The 19,378-nt window shown below is 43.7% G+C and carries 14 protein-coding genes, 2 tRNA genes and 2 rRNA genes; 7 read left to right on the plus strand and 11 right to left on the minus strand.

Going from position 1 to position 19,378, the window contains the following annotated elements:
- The coding region (locus W293_RS0106180; protein ID WP_025651598.1) for an IS30 family transposase at positions 1-536 on the plus strand (536 nt) is incomplete at its 5' end.
- 78 nt (positions 537-614) lie between these two features.
- Here the strand turns inward: W293_RS0106180 and W293_RS0106185 are convergent.
- The 4 genes from W293_RS0106185 to W293_RS0106200 form a co-directional block, all read right to left on the minus strand.
- Complete coding sequence (locus W293_RS0106185; RefSeq protein WP_025651599.1) at positions 615-914, minus strand: hypothetical protein; 300 nt, start codon at positions 912-914, stop codon at positions 615-617.
- Positions 915-1,220: 306 nt separating this feature from the next.
- Entirely contained in the window at positions 1,221-2,285 is a 1,065-nt protein-coding gene (locus W293_RS0106190; RefSeq protein ID WP_025651600.1) for a DUF4062 domain-containing protein, read from the minus strand.
- A 144-nt stretch (positions 2,286-2,429) separates the two neighbouring features.
- Entirely contained in the window at positions 2,430-3,419 is a 990-nt protein-coding gene (gene murI, locus W293_RS0106195; RefSeq protein WP_025651601.1) for a glutamate racemase, read from the minus strand.
- A gap of 221 nt (positions 3,420-3,640) precedes the next feature.
- Entirely contained in the window at positions 3,641-4,324 is a 684-nt protein-coding gene (locus tag W293_RS0106200; RefSeq protein WP_025651602.1) for a DUF1285 domain-containing protein, read from the minus strand.
- A gap of 740 nt (positions 4,325-5,064) precedes the next feature.
- Between W293_RS0106200 and W293_RS0106205 the strand changes: the two genes are divergently transcribed.
- Positions 5,065-6,702 carry an electron transfer flavoprotein-ubiquinone oxidoreductase gene (locus W293_RS0106205; protein WP_037026260.1) on the plus strand — a complete coding sequence of 546 codons (1,638 nt, stop codon included), beginning with the start codon at positions 5,065-5,067 and terminating at the stop codon, positions 6,700-6,702.
- Between the two features lie 104 nt (positions 6,703-6,806).
- Here W293_RS0106205 and W293_RS0106210 read toward each other — a convergent pair whose 3' ends face one another.
- Entirely contained in the window at positions 6,807-8,303 is a 1,497-nt protein-coding gene (locus tag W293_RS0106210; protein ID WP_025651604.1) for an alanine/glycine:cation symporter family protein, read from the minus strand.
- Positions 8,304-8,960: 657 nt separating this feature from the next.
- Here W293_RS0106210 and W293_RS0106215 point away from each other — a divergent pair.
- From W293_RS0106215 to W293_RS0106230, 4 genes are all read left to right on the plus strand, one after another.
- Positions 8,961-9,143: a hypothetical protein gene (locus tag W293_RS0106215; RefSeq protein WP_025651605.1), complete on the plus strand. Its 183-nt coding sequence runs from the start codon at positions 8,961-8,963 to the stop codon at positions 9,141-9,143.
- A 42-nt stretch (positions 9,144-9,185) separates the two neighbouring features.
- Positions 9,186-9,446 (plus strand): DUF4212 domain-containing protein, encoded by a 261-nt coding sequence (locus W293_RS0106220; protein WP_025651606.1) that lies wholly within the window; start codon positions 9,186-9,188, stop codon positions 9,444-9,446.
- Positions 9,447-9,450: 4 nt separating this feature from the next.
- Positions 9,451-11,319 (plus strand): sodium:solute symporter family protein, encoded by a 1,869-nt coding sequence (locus W293_RS0106225; RefSeq protein WP_025651607.1) that lies wholly within the window; start codon positions 9,451-9,453, stop codon positions 11,317-11,319.
- 214 nt (positions 11,320-11,533) lie between these two features.
- Complete coding sequence (locus tag W293_RS0106230; RefSeq protein WP_025651608.1) at positions 11,534-12,079, plus strand: hypothetical protein; 546 nt, start codon at positions 11,534-11,536, stop codon at positions 12,077-12,079.
- Between the two features lie 104 nt (positions 12,080-12,183).
- Here W293_RS0106230 and W293_RS0106235 read toward each other — a convergent pair whose 3' ends face one another.
- Both W293_RS0106235 and W293_RS0106240 read right to left on the minus strand, forming a co-directional pair.
- Positions 12,184-12,789, minus strand: coding sequence for a rhomboid family intramembrane serine protease (locus W293_RS0106235; RefSeq protein WP_025651609.1), 606 nt, complete (start codon positions 12,787-12,789; stop codon positions 12,184-12,186).
- Between the two features lie 41 nt (positions 12,790-12,830).
- Positions 12,831-13,883 (minus strand): 5'-nucleotidase, encoded by a 1,053-nt coding sequence (locus W293_RS0106240; RefSeq protein WP_025651610.1) that lies wholly within the window; start codon positions 13,881-13,883, stop codon positions 12,831-12,833.
- Between the two features lie 329 nt (positions 13,884-14,212).
- Between W293_RS0106240 and W293_RS0106245 the strand changes: the two genes are divergently transcribed.
- The gene (locus tag W293_RS0106245; RefSeq protein ID WP_025651611.1) at positions 14,213-15,364 is read left to right on the plus strand and encodes a catalase family protein; all 1,152 of its coding nucleotides are present in this window, start codon (positions 14,213-14,215) and stop codon (positions 15,362-15,364) included.
- A 339-nt stretch (positions 15,365-15,703) separates the two neighbouring features.
- On the opposite strand, the gene rrf is transcribed toward W293_RS0106245, so the two are convergent.
- From rrf to W293_RS0106265, 4 genes are all read right to left on the minus strand, one after another.
- Positions 15,704-15,817: ribosomal RNA gene (rrf, locus tag W293_RS0106250) — 5S ribosomal RNA — on the minus strand.
- Positions 15,818-15,997: 180 nt separating this feature from the next.
- A 23S ribosomal RNA gene (locus W293_RS0106255) occupies positions 15,998-18,859 on the minus strand.
- A 357-nt stretch (positions 18,860-19,216) separates the two neighbouring features.
- Positions 19,217-19,292, minus strand: a tRNA-Ala gene (locus tag W293_RS0106260).
- 9 nt (positions 19,293-19,301) lie between these two features.
- Positions 19,302-19,378: transfer RNA gene (locus tag W293_RS0106265), tRNA-Ile, on the minus strand.

The raw sequence follows: 19,378 nt of genomic DNA on the forward strand, positions 1-19,378 counted from the left end.
ATGATAGGCGCGGAAAGATAGCGAACCGCTGTGATATCAATGACCGTCCCAGTATCATTGAAGCGCGCAGTCGTATGGGCGATTATGAAGGGGATACGGTGGTTGGTCGTGGACATCAAGGTGTGCTTGTCACTCTAGTGGATAGAACAACTCGAGAGACTAAGATCAAAGCGCTACCCAATCGCAAGGCAGTAGCCGTCACACAAGCTTGTATTGGCATGCTAAAAGGTGAACAGGCGTTAAGTATCACCTTTGATAACGGTAAAGAGTTTGCTGACCATGAAACGATGGCAACAGCGTTAAAGGCTGATATTTACTTCGCTCAGCCTTATCATTCTTGGGAGCGTGGAACGAATGAGAATACCAATGGGTTAATTCGTCAGTTTCTACCGAAGTCAATGCGTCTGGATAACCTATGCAGGCACTTAGTTCAGTCGATTGAAGACAGTTTAAATAATCGACCTAGAAAGGTGCTAGGGTTTAGAACGCCTCTTGAGGTAAAATCTAGCTTCGGGTGCGTTGCACTTCAATGTTGAATCCAAGAGATTAAAAAAAGCCATGCTAATATGATTAGCGTGGCTTTTTTTGATCAAGCGATTACCTATTGAGATCATTTATACGATCGGTGGTGGATTGGGTTTGCCATTATTACCATCCCAATTTTCACGGGCTTTATCATCCAAATCCGCAGGCGTCTTCGGCTCCCATTTACCATTTTCTTTCCAGGTGTCGTCGCCCCAATCTTCGTCTTCCTGTTTTTTGTCCCAATCTTTATAGGCTTTACTAGGGTCGATGCCACGGCGCTTCATATCCGCCACTTGCTCTTCTAGCGTGTGATATTGTTCGGCATCATGCATGGTTTTCTCTAGGCCATCAATCTCTTTTCTTAACTCGTCATGTTTATCATTACTCATGATAGTGCTCCTTAATCAGTCAATATTATTATACGCTTTTATGTTTGTCGTTTTTACGGTAGATAAGTTTATATAGGCTAGTACACCATTTGAATCGTTTTTATCTCAATTATTATTTTAATAACTATTATTCTACTAACCAATATCGTAAAACCATTTTACGCTATTGACCTTTATTATCACGAGTCTTGGCTAAATTCACAACCGTTGCCGCGTATGCTTTGTATTACAAAACGTAGTAGCAAGCACAGGAAATCCGTTGACAATCCTTACCGTGCCATTGATTAGAGTTTCTGATTACCATTACTAAGTCTGAACGGTTGATTGTTTATTTTTTAGTAGGTTTTGGGCATAGAAAGTCAATTTCCACAATTCTTGTGAGACTCGCGTACCATAAGTCGTTAACTGTATCCAGTTCGCCGCGACCAGCTGGCGTTGCAAATGGTTTAAGTCATTTTGGGCAATTTGGCAGCGTGCTACGGCGTGGACGTTGGGCATCTCTTGCTTGATATCGTGCTCAGCCTTGGAGGCAATGAGGCGATTAATGGCACTTTGTAAACCGTAGCTTGAGAATGTCGCCGGTATCTTCATCAAGGTGCTCAATATCTCTTGCCACGTTAAGGTCATCGATCTGGTGACATCTGTCAAGTTGCCGCCAGCATAGGCTTGCGCACTATATTGAATCACAAAAGTGTCTGTTAAGACGATAGGTTTACTGACACTATCCGTGGCAGTACCTTGGTGGACGACACGGTTATTTTGTTTTAGCAGCGTGCTCGTAGGGGATGGGGAGATTATGGATTCAGACAAGGCGGCTTGTTTGCTTAGCCGGACTGATTCTTCACTAACCCTTACCCACACGTCTTTTACGCTATGTTGAATCACCATGTTAGGGTAGGCTTGAATGAGCAGTTTCTCAATATCCGTATCCTCATCATAATGATGCAAATGCTTAGCTTGCTGAGTAACCGTATTAATAAACTCTTGCAACTGCCGACTGACATCTGCACCCTGAGGATGGTTTTTGACCAAGATGAGTAAAGGCTTGAGCTTGGCTTTGGCATTCAGATAGCTCAGATGCATTTGACTGACACCAGTGTTTTGCATGGTGCCATAGCTATCGCCAATGATCATTAGCGCATAATCACAGGCATCGATACATTGGCGACCGTATAATGAAGCTTTCGGTAACTTACTAGAGACATCGTAGGTTAAGAATGCCCGCGCCTGAAAAAAAATCGCCACACTGTTCAAAACCAACAACTGATCGTTGTCAGCGCAAATGACATGAATATGATAACGACGGTTTGGCAAAATAACCTCTGCGCTTGGATAATGACACAAATAAGTATGGGTGGAATAAAAGCACAAATATCTTGTCTTGCACAGACTAGCCTAGCATAATCCTAGGCAGATACGCTCAGTTTATTTTCTCATTAGAGGGATAGTAACTGATATAAATGCAAAATTGTGGATATAAAAGGGCTTGCCATTACCTATCAATGATGGAGCTTACTAAGCATAGTACTGTAGGTGTGTCTCTTTGCCAAGCAAACGCTGTATCAGTATAGCCAATTTTTCATCATATTTGGTTGCATAAAAAGTCAACGGTGGTCGGTTAATTATGCCCATATCCCTACTCTCTTTATGATCATCCTGAGCACCATCATTAAGCAAAGCAGAAATTTGGTTTGCCACTAATAGTTGCTTGACCCGTTCAGCAATCGCCTGTCCTGAGTCCACCACTTGTATCGATAGCTGTTGCTGTGCAATCTCATCCAATAAGAATGCTTTAAAAAATGGATAATGAGTACAGCCCAGCACCAATTGATCGACTCCATTTTGTGCAAATATCTGTAGCTGCTGGCGTAGCCGTTGTGCGGTCTCACACTCTTCTGGCATGCCTGCCTCGACCCAAGGCACCAGCTCTGGATCAAAATACTTGGTCACTAGGGTACGGTTAGGACTAGCAATAGCCGTGATGACTTCATTAAGTAGCGTACCGTTCAAAGTTGCTTTGGTGGCCAATACCGCGACATGATTGCTTTTACTTGCTAACACGGCGGGCTTGAGCGCTGGTACCAAGCCGACAATAGGCAACTGCGGATAACAACGTCTAGCTGTCTCTAAAGCATAAGCAGATGCACTGTTGCAAGCAATCACAATGAGCTTGCAGCCCTGCTGATACAGCCACTCTACGGCTGTCAAGGTCAATGCTTCGATGTCTTTGCTATCACGATTGCCATACGGTACATGCAAGGTATCTGCATAATAAACATAACGCTCGGCAGGGAGTTGCTGGGCTAAATGCAGATACACAGACAGACCACCAACCCCAGAATCAAATAAGCCAATCGGCGCATTGCGCTCTTTATTAGCCATAGTTTGGCTAACCGAAGTGGTATTTTCAGCGCTATGAATAACCGCTTGTTTAAAATCCTGCTTTTCAACGGCAGTCGACGGTGTCTCAACTACGTTTAACAGGTTGGCTGCAGCAATATTCATCGGTACGCTACCGCTGTTTTCATATCGATACCTTCATTTCAATAGCATTTCAATAGCATTTTTCAAATGTTAATTTTTAAACATAATTCTTTAGACGCAATCTTTTAGACACAACCCTTGAAACTTAGCTTCTCAATAGCGCGTTTAAAACGGTATTTTTATGATAAATAAAAAACAGTCTATCGTATGGATAGACAGTTTTTATTGAGGCTTGATGCTAATTAGCCAGCTGGCATCGACAGCTCATAAGACTGGCCACCACTTTGCAAGGTCAGTATTGTCTCACCTGCTCGCTCTGTTAATTCGCCGATTTCAGTTAGATGATAAAAGGCATTACGAGCGATCAACGCAGTCAAGCCATTTCTGACTGGCATATAAGGTTTTACTTGCGTGTCAGCTTGATTATCAGCAGAGTCATCAGCTGTATAAGTCTGCAAAGTAATCGGATGCTCATCGTCTAAACGTACCACATCGCCAGTCGTCGTGGTAAACTCTAGCCAGCTATGATTAGCTTCTTTAACGATACCAACATCATTGATAAGTAACGGTGCATCTTCCACTTGGATGCGAAGTTTTTGTACAGGCGTCTTTAAAAAGTACTCTACTACCCCATTATTTTCTTCTTTCCATAAGATAGTGGCAAATAAGCTCACCAATGACTCTCTGGTCATTTGCCCGCCCTCATGCCACCACTCACCGTTGGCTTTGATGACCAAATCCATATCGGCGACTTGTTCAGGATGCCACTTTTCCAGTGGCGGTATCGACCGACCTTCACGTGTCCCTGCAGCAGACTTTAAATATTGATTCAGTGCTTCTATAGCATTTGGGTTGGATGCCACGTCCTGCGGTCTGTTAGCACTGTTTTGCGAATTATTATCCGTCTTAATATTATTATCGCTCATCATCTAATCCTTTACCTAGTAATTAAAGTTTGGAAAATCTACTATTACTATAAATTTTAGTTTCGGGTATGATGGGACCATATCGTCATTATACCTTTACTACCCAAATCTTACCTTAACACCGATACTCATAAATGCGTATCGTGTTTGTAGGACTTTTCTTTTATAATGAGTAACGATTTTTTATTGAAACAGTCAAGTGCGCGTTGTCTTAGTGACACATTTTATTAGCGGATATGTTGATCGCTTTTTATTCACTAGGTTTAACAGCAACGTTGTCAATTGATGCCGCAAAGACAGTTTCTGTCGAGCAGCCATATGTCTGAGTGAAATTAGCGCCGCAAGCCTTATTATGCAATTGTTAAGCTAATGATGCCCTGAGATAAGCCACTAAAAGTTTAGGAGTAGGTATGCAAGAGCAAGACAATCAAAAGCCAGTCGTCGACGGTGATAGCGTTCACACTGATGCACCAGTCGCGACAGATACGGCCAAGCTAGACACCACAAAGCCAGAGTCAACGACGCTGACCAAAGAAGCGCCAGCTGAAGAGATTGCTGTCGAAACCGCAGACCTCAAAAAAGCTGAGACCATTGAAACTGAGACCATTGAAACTGCGACAGAAGCAGCAGTCGAACCTGTCGCCGTGGATAAAGAGCCTGCTGAGAAAGTAGCGGTCGAAAAAACGCCTGAACCAGTAGTAGAACCTGTCGCGGCAGAGCCTGAGATTGAGCGCGAATCAATGGAATTCGACGTCATCATCGTCGGCGGCGGACCTGCGGGTCTATCTGCTGCGATTCGTCTGCGTCAGCTCGCTATCAAAGCTGGCAATGATGAATTTATGGTTTGTGTGGTTGAAAAAGGCTCTGAATTCGGTGCTCATACTTTATCTGGCGCTGTTATCGAGCCGCGTGCTTTAAATGAGCTGATACCAGACTGGAAAGAAAAAGGCGCACCGCTAAACGTGCCAGCCACCGAAGATCGCTTCTACTACTTAAATTCAGCCACACGCTCTACCAAAGTACCAGATCCTTTAATCCCAGCACCGATGCACAATGACGGCAACTATATTGTCTCATTGGGAAATGTGGTTCGTTGGTTGGCCGTACAAGCCGAAGAGTTAGAAGTCATGATGTTCCCAGGCTTCCCAGCTGATGACATCTTATATAATGACGATGGTTCGGTACGCGGTATCCTGACTGGTGATATGGGTGTGGCGGCCAATGGCGAAGCCAAGCCAAGCTTTGAGCCGGGTTATGAGCTGCTTGCCAAATATACTATTTTTGCCGAAGGCAGCCGTGGTCATCTAGGCAAACGCTTAATCAGCCGTTTTGATCTTGATAAAGACTCAGATCCTCAGCATTATGGTATTGGTCTAAAAGAATTGTGGGAAGTTGTGCCAGAGAAGCACGAGCAAGGCGTGGTCATGCACGGACTTGGCTGGCCATTGACCGAAACGGGCTCTACTGGTGGTTGGTGGTTATACTTCGATGAAAACAACCAAGTAAGCTTTGGTCTTGTCGCTGATTTGTCCTATCATAACCCGTACATGTCGCCATTTGACGAGATGCAGCGCCTAAAGACGCACCCTGTCATTAAGAATGTACTCGAAGGCGGCAAGCGTATCTCTTACGGCGCTCGTGCTTTGACTAAGGGCGGTCTCAACTCCTTACCAAAATTCACCTTCCCTGGAGGTGTATTGGTCGGTGATGACGCTGGATTCTTAAACCCAGCTAAAATCAAAGGTACGCACACGTCAATGAAGTCAGGCATGCTCGCCGCCGAAGCGATTTTCGAAGCGGTACAAGCTGATCGTCAGCATGACGAAGTGATTGCTTATACGACTATGTATAAAGAGTCGTGGTTGTACCAAGATAATTACGAGTCGCGCAACTTCTCGCCTGCAATACACCGTATGGGTCTATTCATGGGTGGTACTTTCACCTTTATCGAGCACAACTTATTGAAAGGTAAAATGCCATTTACCTTACACGATAACCTGCCAGATTACGATCAGCTAGAGCGTGCCAACCACGCTTATCAGCCTACTTACCTCAAGCCTGATGGTAAACTGATCTTTGATAAGTTATCGTCGGTATTTATCTCTAATACCAACCATGCTGAAGATCAACCAACGCACTTAAAACTTACCGATCAAACGGTGCCTATTTCAATTAACTTACCTTTATATGCTGAGCCAGCACGTTTGTACTGCCCAGCGGGTGTTTACGAAGTGGTCAAAGATGCAGAAGGCGCTAAGTTCGTTATCAATGCGCAAAACTGTGTGCATTGTAAGACCTGTGATATCAAAGATCCTTCGCAGAACATTACTTGGGTGACGCCAGAAGGTGGCGGCGGTCCTAACTATCCAAATATGTAAATCATATTTGAGATAAAGAAATCAATAAAAAACCGCTCTTAATCATAAGGGCGGTTTTTTTGTACTTATACACTTTATTTAATAATCACAACCAATCTGTCAGCTTAATCCGTCCAGGCATCACGATTGGCTTCGTCTTTTAGCTTCACAAAGTCATCAGGATTAAATTTAATTTGATCGCCAGTTTTGCCCTCTTTTACTTGTCGCTCATAGTCACGCAATATTCTTAAGGCCACTGGCGATAGGATTAAAATAGCGACTAAGTTGGTCAAGGCCATAAGACCCATCGACAAATCAGCAAAGTTCCATATTGCTGGCAAACTAGCAATCGCGCCGACGAACACCATACCTAAAACCATAAAGCGGAAAATCATAATCATCACTTTGGCATTTTTGGCACCAGAGATAAATTCAAGATTAGACTCGCCATAACTATAGTTAGCAATGATAGACGTAAATGAGAAAAAGAAAATAGCAATCGCGACGAATATTACCCCCATATCGCCAACATATTGCGATAGTGCCAACTGAGTAAGCTGGATACCTTCTTGTTCGACGTTGGGGTCAACCACTCCAGACAAGATAATAATAGAGGCAGTAGCGGTACAAATAACCAAGGTATCCATAAAGACCCCGAGCATCTGCATAAATCCTTGCACTGCTGGATGATCGGGATGACTTTTGGCCGTTGCCGCCGCATTGGGTGCGGAGCCCATACCGGCTTCGTTAGAAAACAAACCGCGTTTGATACCGTTGATCATCGCCTGAGCGATACCGTAACCGATGACCCCGCCCGCTGCTTGCTCAAAGCCAAAGGCTGACTTTACAATCAAAGCAATCGCTGCTGGGAACTGACTGAAATTGGTCACGATAATGAATAGCGCTAATAAAATATATAAAATAGCCATCACTGGTACGATTTTGCCCGCGATGCGGGCTACCGAGCGCAAACCACCAAATACCACTGGCGCCACCAATACGACCAGCACCAAACCTGTCATCCACGTTGGAATGCCAAACGCTTCATTGGTCGCTTGCGCAATCGTATTGGATTGCACGCCATTAAATGCCAGACCAAATGCGACGAGTAGGCAAAGCGAGAAAAATATCGCCAGCCAGCGCTTTCCTAAACCTTTCTCGATATAGTAAGCAGGTCCACCGCGGTAAACGTTATCATTGTGCGGCACCTTATATGCTTGCGCTAAAGTCGACTCAATAAAGCTGGTCGACATACCGACTATCGCGGTCATCCACATCCAAAAAACAGCACCCGGACCACCGAGATAAATAGCAATGGCAACCCCCGCCAAGTTACCCGTACCAACACGCGCCGCGAGTGAGGTCATCAAAGCCTCAAACGAGCTGATGCCGCCATCTTTACGCCCTTGGTTTGAGACGCGTAATAGCTGCCACATGTGACCAAAGTGGCGAAATTGGATAAAGCGGGTGACGATGGTAAAATAAATACCTGCGCCAATCAGTACGAACATGAGCAATCCGTACCAAGGATTACTCGCGATCAACCAATCATTGTTACCCCAGATAATACTAACGCCATAATTGACGATACTATTGAACCAATTTGCTATGCCTTCGTTCATACGAGCTCCTCATTTACGCTTTATATAACCTACTTTTTTAGATACTGATAACAGGGTTTAATCAGTAAAAATCTTGATTTATTGGTATTCAATACTTGCTATCAAAACGCTACGGGCATTCTATAGAGATTAAATGCCCTACAATCATCACATTTGGTTATCAACTTAGTAACTTTATTTTTAAAATAAATGTTACTTGCCACTCATATCCTATAGAATGTATAAAGTAACAAATTCACAGCACAATTTAGACAGTTGTAGTAGTATTTCAGTAACGTTTATAATTTATGTATATCGTGTCAGAATAAGTGTTTCGTCGCATTGATTGACCATACGTTTAACGATTGAAATTTTCTTATCAATTTTTTTATTACTGATACCTTGAATGGTATAGACATTCCGATAAAGTTAATATTTACTTATTGGCATGAGTAATTAGCGTTGTACAAACCTTAAGATGCTTGTCAGGAAGATAAGAGCTTCAAGAACAATGGATTGTTATGCCCCATCTACCTTCCTCGAAATATATCGTTCTTCCTGCCTGTCATATTTAATTAATACTGCTATTTATTTTAGATAATTAAATTTTAAGCAATCCATCATATTTTAGGTATTACCCACTTTTTTAGGGTAATGCGCAGTGAATAGTTATTTTTTATGATGTTTTCAGTCGAAAAAATAGCCCAAAACTCGCTTATTTTGTTGGTGATTTTAGTTAGTGACGCTGATTGGTCGTTTCCGTTCTGCTTTGATCGTTTGTCAGGCAATGCTGTTCATTGCTATAAACGTCGTATCGCTTTTAGTGATACCTGCGAAACCTTAACGGCTTATCACACTTAAACCAATAATTCCGTTTTTAGGCAAGACAAAAGGAGTTGTCCTATGGAAAACCACAACGATCCATCCGGTTATTGGCGTGCCAATGTCCGTCTCATCCTAGGTAGCCTAGTCATTTGGGCACTAGTTTCTTATGGTTTTGCTATTCTTTTACGTCCTCTGTTAGCAGGCATTAGAATCGGCGGTACTGATCTAGGCTTTTGGTTTGCTCAGCAAGGTTCTATTGCAGTCTTCATCATCTTGATCTTTTTTTACGCGTGGCGTATGAACAAGTTAGATAAACAATATGGCGTAGACGAGGAATAGCACTATGAGTCAATTTACAATTAATATTATTTTTGTGGGTCTGTCCTTCGCTCTCTACTTCGGTATTGCGATTTGGGCGCGTGCTGGTACGACCAGCGAATTCTATGTGGCTGGTGGTGGTGTGCATCCAGTCGTAAACGGTATGGCAACGGCTGCTGACTGGATGAGTGCAGCGTCATTCATCTCGATGGCCGGTATCCTTGCCGCTGGTGGTTATGGTGCCTCGACGTATTTAATGGGTTGGACAGGTGGCTATGTACTGCTAGCGATGCTCCTAGCGCCATACTTACGTAAGTTCGGTAAATTTACGGTTCCTGACTTTATCGGCGACCGTTTTTATTCTAAGACAGCGGCTATGATTGCCGTGGTTTGTTTGATTATCGCCTCGACTACTTATGTTATCGGTCAGATGACTGGTGCTGGCGTTGCTTTCTCACGCTTCTTAGAAGTTGAAAACACCACTGGCCTACTGATTGCTGCGGTCGTTGTCTTCTTCTACGCTGTACTTGGTGGCATGAAGGGGATCACTTATACGCAGGTTGCGCAGTATGTCGTTCTTATGATTGCTTATACCATTCCTGCGGTCTTTATCTCACTTGAGTTAACAGGCAATCCAATTCCCGGTCTTGGTTTATTCTCTAACCATACTGAAGCAGGTATTCCTTTATTAACCAAACTCGATCAAGTAGTCACTGATTTAGGCTTTGCAGCTTATACGGCTGACGTTCCTAACAAGCTAAATATGGTGCTGTTTACCTTATCGCTTATGATTGGTACTGCGGGTCTGCCCCACGTTATCATTCGCTTTTTCACGGTTCCTAAAGTCGCTGACGCACGTTGGACAGCGGGTTGGACCCTTGTATTTATCTCATTACTATACTTTACCGCCCCTGCAGTGGGTGCAATGGCGCGTCTCAACTTGATCGATACGATCTATCCACAAGGTGTGGAAGAGCCTGCGCTTACTTATGAGCAGCGTCCAGATTGGATGAGAACATGGGAAGATACTGGTCTTATTAAATATAACGACCTAAATAACGATGGTCGTATTCAGTTATATAACGACAGTGGATTGGGTGCGGCTCAGCTAGCACTCAACACGGCTGAAGCAGAAGGCGGAGATGTTGCAGCTGCCACTGCTGCTGTAGCAGAAGCTCGCACAGCACATGATCTAGAAGTCGATGGCCGCTTTGCCAATGCAGGTTGGGCAGGTAACGAGCTAGACGTCAACGCCGATATCTTAGTATTGGCTAACCCAGAAATCGCTCAACTGCCACCATGGGTTATCGGTCTTATCGCTGCAGGTGGTTTGGCAGCAGCACTATCAACAGCCGCTGGTCTACTACTTGCCATCTCATCAGCCATCAGTCATGACTTGATTAAGAGAAACCTTAATCCAAACATCACTGATAAGGGTGAGCTACGTGTCGCCCGTATCACAATGGGTGTCGCGATTGTCGTGGCTACTTGGCTGGGTATTAACCCACCAGGATTCGCGGCACAGGTGGTTGCCTTAGCCTTTGGTATTGCAGGTGCTTCACTGTTCCCAGCATTGATGATGGGTATTTTCTCTAAGCGTATTAACAACCTTGGCGCTATCGCCGGTATGTTGACAGGTCTGATTAGTATCTTGGTTTATATCTTTGTTTTCAAAGGCTGGTTCTTCATCAGTGGTACGGCTAACTTCCCTGATACGGAAGAATACTGGTTGTTTGGTATCTCGCCATTATCATTTGGTGCGATTGGTGCCTTGCTCAACTTTATCGTTGCGTTCATTGTATCTTACGCGACTAAAGCACCACCATTACATATCCAAGAATTGGTTGAAAGCGTTCGTTCTCCACGCGGAGCTGGCGGCGCAGTGGACCACTAAGCTCTGGTATGTAGTATGGTATCCTTTATGCATATCACTCACAGGCAGCCGCTGCTTGTGAGTGTTTTTTTATCTATATAGCGTAATAGAAATTATTTGATAACAGTCGTTTAGTGACAGTTAATCTATAAAAAGCCGCTTTATAAGAACGACATAATAAAAATTTACTATTTTATGATTGGCCTATACTCACCGTGTATTAAGGAAAAGTCTTATGCTTTATGAGTTTATCGCCACCATGGCTGCCGGATTTGGTTTGGCTGGGTTGGCACTTGTTATAACTCACCTCAGTAAACTGGCAGGCAAAAAAGCACCAAAATGGCTGATCCCAGCGTTTGCTGCTCTCGGTATCTTTGGATTTCAGGTTCATCAAGAATATAATTGGTATGATCAGCAAGTCGCGCAACTGCCAGAAGGCATGACTGTGGTCAAAAAGATCGATGAGAGTGTGTGGTTTCGACCATGGTCATATGTAAAACCACAAACGATACGCTTTATGGCAGCTGACAGTGGTCACGCACGAGCGCAAATAGACAATCCAAATCTCTATTTAACCAATCTATATTTGTTTGAAAGACGCATGAGTGTTAAGCAAGTTCCGCAAGTCATTGATTGCAGCACACCAGCACGTGCCGATTATATTATGCCAGCGAAGGACAGCACTTTGACGGTCAATGAGCATGTTAACCGTTCAACCAAATGGCAACCTTTAGCAACAGATGATCCCTTATTTATCAGTATTTGTAATAATAAGAGCTAGGGCATGTCCTTAATCTGAACGATAGCGACTAAACGGGATATAAATAAGTTTAAGAAGCTAATGAATAAACCATAAAACACTCCGCCGTTAGTCATGCTCAGTAATTAATAACGCTGAGCAGTAGCAGTATACTGATGTTTTGAGTTTGCCCCTAGTAATAGACCAGCGCATAAACCACCGAAATGTGCCGCAAAGGAGATACCTTGCTGCGGCATCAATCCTTGTTTGATAGTCAGCCAATAACCGGTACCCATGATAATACAAGCTAGTAGATAGCCCCAACGCCGCGCAAACACGGCGCCACCTATCATATAACCAAGCATCGCAAAACACAGCCCTGACGCACCAATGTGAATCGATAGTGGTGAGCCTATGACCCAAGTGACCAAGCCGGAGGCGATTATTAGCTTCACAACTGTACGATAAGCATTGTTTTCAAAAAGCCCAAATAAAAATAGGATTTGTAATAACGTTAAGGTATTACCAAGCAAATGTGAAAAATTGCCATGCATCGTCCATGAAGCAAAAACTCCTATCATACTGCCAACATCAAGGGCGCGCGGTACAATACCAAAAATATTCCATAGCCCAAACAGGGCAAATTTGTTAAGAAAAAACATTCCCCACATCGGCACTAATACAAAAGCATATAACCCAATAACTTGCTTGATTCGTACTAGGATCAGCGTGAGTAATTGCCGCCAATTCATATAATTTCTTATCCTATTGATATTATTTTATTCAACTTATCTTAATGGCTCACAGAAAACAATGGTTGATGTATAGGCTTAAATGATAATAACGAGGCATCTTTGCCCGCTGTTGAGTAACTATTGGCATGCAATAACGATGTTGAATGGTAAGGTACTAGGGCGGTAGGAACAAAATTACGTGCGGCATCAATGTGTTTTACTGAATCATCAAAGAAAATATGCGGTGCAAAAGTTTTTAATACCGCTGTTTTTTCAAGCCCACCCAAGAAAAATGCCATATCTACATTGACGCCCCACTCTCGCAGCGTTTTGATAGCCCGTAAGTCAGCAGGTGCATTGCGCGCGGTCACCAGAGCTATCTTGATTGGCGAATACTGTAGACCAGCAGGCAAACGTTCTTGTAAATTAGATAGCTTAATCAATAGCTCAGCATACGGACCTTTTTCAATCGGTAGATCGCGCATTTGGGCTTCCCGATCATGAAAAGCGCGCAATCCTTTTTGTTTATACAATAGCTCACCTGAATCGTCAAAAAGCACCGCATCACCATCAAAAGCGATACGCAGTTGCTTGGTATCCAGCTCATAAGTATTTACGGGAGTGGCATCTAGAATGGCACAGGCACAAATATCAGCATCTGCAACTTGTTGAGCGTCATCACGGTTGGTCGTCAAAAATAAATCCACATTGAAGTCTTTGATATAAGGTGCGACAGGACTTCCTGATATAAATGCTGAGCGTGAAATGTTTAATTCATGCTCACGAATCGCATTGAGCACTTGAATACCAGTATCAGGGCTACTTTTTGACACAATGACCACTTCCACCAAAGGCGCTTCAATATCAAAGGTGCATGTTGCATCATCTTCACAATAGCGATTTAAATTTAGCAATGCTTTGATAAGAGGATAACCTGCACCAATATTCAACGGCTCATTCTCACGCGCGGCCATATAATCGCGAAATTCTTTTATAGCGTTTTTAGGATGTTGCTCCAACAGTTGTAATAAATAATTTTCTGATTCTGCTAAATCAAACAAGGCGGTTGCAGAAATAGCCACTATCAATGTGTTACTAAAATCGACTGCCATATTTTCTCTGCTTGTATTTAATAAATGTCGTTAATTTTAGCCAGTCTAACAATTTAAACCAAACTAGTAAGTAAGCTTTTAATGATATAGCACTTATCTCTGACCATAAAAATGTCCAATGCCCAATGCCCAATGGGTAATCGGCTTAGTCATTAATGGTTTTTACCATACAGAGTCGATAACCTGAATGCTTCACTATGTTTTCAAAACATTTAGTAATTAATCTACTGTTACATATTCTCAATACTTATCTTAAAGTAATGACTCTAAACTTTTGTAAAATAGTCACAAATTCACATTTTAATCTACTAATACATAGGTAGCTGAATATGCTAAAAAAACTATTTAAACCTAATTATGTCAAATATGACTCGAAATATATTACGTTAAGTGACGAAGATAATAAAATTATTGATACTATTACTAATGATATTCGTCTATATGTCAAAAAAAGCAAAGATTTAAACGATATCGATCATCATGTTCGTGCCGTTCATGCCAAGAGCTATTGTGGTCTAAAAGCTAAATTTGAGATATTAGATGACATTCCTAAGGAATATGCTCAAGGCCTGTACGCTAAAGCTGGTATTCACGATGCGGTTATTCGATTTTCCAATGCAGCAGCGGCAGTAAGTGCAGATAGACGATTGGGACTGGGGCAAGGATTGGCGATAAAAATATTCGATGTGCCAGGTGAAAAATTAGCCCCAGGAGAGGAAGATAGCACCACTTTTGACTACGCTTTAGTAAATAGTCCAATTTTTTTTACCAATAGTCTTAAAAATTACGCTTATTTATCAAAGCTAAATTTCGGTTTAAACGGTTACTTAGGCGAGGGTCTACTGGGTAAAGGTAAGTTCATTTTTCATTGGTTGACTAAATACGGTAAAGAATTCCCTGATCTTGAAGGCTTGCGATCACTCAACGCCTTTAGAAAGCTAGCAACCACCCCTCCTAAGAACGCTTGGTTGTACGATTATTTTTCACAAGGTGCCTTTCGTCACGGTGATTACATGGCAAAAGTCAGAGTAACTCCAACCAAAGCTTCAATGAAAAAAATTAAGCGTACCAATATTCACCTGTTCACCGAAGATGAAGCGATACGTCCCGCAATTATCGAAGAGATACGCGAGCACGACTATCAGTTCGATGTACAAATTCAATTATGCCGCAACCTTAAAAAGCAGCCTATTGATCAGCTAACACAAGAATGGAAAGAGTCTGATGCGCCATTCGTTACCGTAGCGACTTTGACCATACCTTGTCAAGACGTCCCAGACGATGGCAATCTCGACGCGATAGAGGATTTAAGCTTTACCACTTTCCGCTGTTTAGAAGAGAATCGTCCTATTGGTAAGATACAACATTCTCGTTTACGCGCTTATCAAGCATCCTCCAAGGCACGCCATGAGCAAACTATGGCTAAACGCAAAGAGCCAACTAGCTTGAAACAGATATTTGATAAGAACGCTACTAACTAAGCTCACAAGCGTGATATTTCGAAGTAAAATGGAGAAATCATAGCTAAATAAAAGCCCCATCATACAAATGTATGATGGGGCTTTCTAGGCCGTGTTTTCATTTCAAAAATGGCGATAAAAATGAGATAAATTGCTGTCAAACAAGAAAAACAGCATAGATAATATCGGGATATTAACCAGCTATTTGACGATGTTTGGCAAGATTTAGCCATTTTTAGCCCATTTAGATGACTATCGAATGAATTGAAGACACGCCCTAGTATAGACAACTATTGTTGAACGATTAAAAGCCAAAAAAAAAGAGCCATCCAATTAAGGATGGCTCTTTTTAGAAGAGAGAGCTGACGATGACCTACTCTCACATGGGCGAACCACACTACCATTGGCGCAACGATGTTTCACTTCTGAGTTCGGGAAGGGATCAGGTGGGGCCATCGCGCTATTGTCGTCAGCAAAGGGGGTTAGATATGAGTCTGATGTTATTATGACGTCAAGATATTATCTATTGGTCGACCAACTTGTAACCTAACTGAATCAAGGTTAAAGGTGATATCGAAATATATATATTCTATAAGCTTTCGCTTATACAAGATAGATTAATTAGAGCTTTGATACAAACCACTTGGGTGTTGTATGGTCAAGCCAAACGAGCAATTAGTACAGGTTAGCTACACACATCGCTGTGCTTCCACACCCTGCCTATCAACGTCGTAGTCTTCAACGGCTCTTTAGGGAAATCTAATCTTGAGGTGGGCTTCCCGCTTAGATGCTTTCAGCGGTTATCCCATCCGAACGTAGCTACCGGGCAATGCCACTGGCGTGACAACCCGAACACCAGAGGTTCGTCCACTCTGGTCCTCTCGTACTAGGAGCAGATCCTCTCAAATTTCCAACGCCCACGGTAGATAGGGACCGAACTGTCTCACGACGTTCTAAACCCAGCTCGCGTACCTCTTTAAATGGCGAACAGCCATACCCTTAGGACCTGCTTCAGCCCTAGGATGAGATGAGCCGACATCGAGGTGCCAAACACCGCCGTCGATATGAACTCTTGGGCGGTATCAGCCTGTTATCCCCAGAGTACCTTTTATCCGTTGAGCGATGGCCCTTCCATACAGAACCACCGGATCACTAAGACCTACTTTCGTACCTGCTCGACTTGTGGGTCTCGCAGTTAAGCGCGCTTTTGCCTTTATACTCTACGACCGATTTCCGACCGGTCTGAGCGCACCTTCGTACTCCTCCGTTACTCTTTAGGAGGAGACCGCCCCAGTCAAACTACCCACCATACATTGTCCTCGGTATTGTTATACCTGAGTTAGAACCCCAACATGACCAGGGTGGTATTTCAAGATTGGCTCCACCAAGACTAGCGTCTCGGCTTCAAAGCCTCCCACCTATCCTGCACAAGTCAGGTCAAAGTTCAATGTAAAGCTGTAGTAAAGGTTCACGGGGTCTTTCCGTCTAGCCGCGGGTACACAGCATCTTCACTGCGATTTCGATTTCACTGAGTCTCTGCTGGAGACAGCGCTGCCATCATTATGCCATTCGTGCAGGTCGGAACTTACCCGACAAGGAATTTCGCTACCTTAGGACCGTTATAGTTACGGCCGCCGTTTACTGGGGCTTCGATCAAGAGCTTCGCTTACGCTAACCCCATCAATTAACCTTCCAGCACCGGGCAGGCATCACACCCTATACGTCCACTTTCGTGTTTGCAGAGTGCTGTGTTTTTAATAAACAGTTGCAGCAGCCTGGTATCTGCGACTGTCAACAGCTCAAGGAGCAAGTCCTATCACCATCAACAGCGTACCTTCTCCCGAAGTTACGGTACCATTTTGCCTAGTTCCTTCAGCAGAGTTCTCTCAAGCGCCTTGGTATTCTCTACCTGATCACCTGTGTCGGTTTAGGGTACGATTCGTTTATAACTATTGCTTAGAAGCTTTTCCTGGAAGCATGGTATTTGCCACTTCGCTGTACAAGTACAGCTTGCTATCAGATCTCAGCCATATAACAACCCGGATTTACCTAAGTTGTAAGCCTACATCCTTTCACCTGGACAACCAACGCCAGGCTGACATAACCTTCTCCGTCCCTCCATCGCATTATAAACAAGTATCGGAATATTAACCGATTTCCCATCGACTACGCCTTTCGGCCTCGCCTTAGGGGTCGACTCACCCAGCCCCGATTAACGTTGGACTGGAACCCTTGATCTTCCGGCGTGCGAGCTTTTCACTCGCATTATCGTTACTCACGTCAGCATTCGCTCTTGTGATACCTCCAGCATGCCTTACGACACACCTTCACAGGCTTACACAACGCTCCCCTACCACTTGAAAACAAATTCAAATCCGCAGCTTCGGCTCCTAGTTTGAGCCCCGTTACATCTTCCGCGCGGGCCGACTCGACTAGTGAGCTATTACGCTTTCTTTAAAGGATGGCTGCTTCTAAGCCAACCTCCTAGCTGTCTATGCCTTCCCACCTCGTTTCCCACTTAACTAGGAATTTGGGGCCTTAGCTGGCGGTCTGGGTTGTTTCCCTCTCCACAATGGACGTTAGCACCCACTGTGTGTCTCCCGGATATCACTCATCGGTATTCGGAGTTTGCATCGGTTTGGTAAGTCGGTATGACCCCCTAGCCGAAACAGTGCTCTACCCCCAATGGTGTTCGTCCGAGGCGCTACCTAAATAGCTTTCGGGGAGAACCAGCTATCACCGAGTTTGATTAGCCTTTCACCCCTATCCACAAGTCATCCCCTGGCTTTTCAACGACAGTGGGTTCGGTCCTCCGGTGCCTGTTACGGCACTTTCAACCTGCTCATGGATAGATCACTCGGTTTCGGGTCTATGCCCTGCAACTAAACGCCCTATTAAGACTCGGTTTCCCTACGGCTCCCCTAAACGGTTAACCTTGCTACAGAACATAAGTCGCTGACCCATTATACAAAAGGTACGCGGTCACCCTAATAAATTAAGGCTCCCACTGCTTGTACGCACACGGTTTCAGGTTCTATTTCACTCCCCTCACAGGGGTTCTTTTCGCCTTTCCCTCACGGTACTGGTTCACTATCGGTCAGTCAGGAGTATTTAGCCTTGGAGGATGGTCCCCCCATCTTCAAACAGGATTTCTCGTGCCCCGCTCTACTTAATATGTTAACGCTAATGTTTCGAATACAGGACTATCACCTACTACGGTCAGCTTTCCCACGCTGTTCTTCTACATTAGCACTAATCGGCTTCTCCCCGTTCGCTCGCCGCTACTTGGGGAATCTCATTTGATGTCTATTCCTAAGGGTACTGAGATGTTTCACTTCCCCTCGTTCGCTTCTTGTACAAGTACAAGATACCTACCTTATGGTAAGTGGGTTTCCCCATTCAGAAATCTCCGGATCACAGGATATTGCCGCCTCCCCGAAGCTTATCGCAGGCTGTCACGTCTTTCATCGCCTCTGACTGCCAAGGCATCCACCATGTGCGCTTCATTACTTGACCATACAACCCCAAGTAGTCTTAACTTATAAATAAGTTTTAACTTCAAAGTGTTATATAAGTCTAATTATGATAACGATATCACCTATGTTTATACGCTTGATTCAGTTCTCTTTACTTTTTTAATAACTCACTACTGGGATAACAACTGATGTCGTTAAGTAGTGAGTTATTAAGGTTAGGAACAACGCGTGAACACGTGTTCCTAACCCAGACTCATATCTATGTTTTTAAATAGTTCTTACGCTCTCGTCGAGTCATAAGTTCTGTATAAAACAGAAAGAAATAATCGTATGATGTAATATCTGAATTATTTGTTTCTGTTTATGCTTGTTTATATAGTTACTATCGTATTTATTATGGTGGAGCCAAACGGAGTCGAACCGTTGACCTCCTGCGTGCAAGGCAGGCGCTCTACCAACTGAGCTATGGCCCCGTAAATAAATGGTAGGCCTGGGCAGACTTGAACTGCCGACCCCCGCGTTATCAACACGGTGCTCTAACCAGCTGAGCTACAGGCCT

It is taken from the genome of Psychrobacter sp. TB67 (assembly GCF_000511065.1).
In the GTDB taxonomy this organism is placed as follows: domain Bacteria; phylum Pseudomonadota; class Gammaproteobacteria; order Pseudomonadales; family Moraxellaceae; genus Psychrobacter; species Psychrobacter okhotskensis.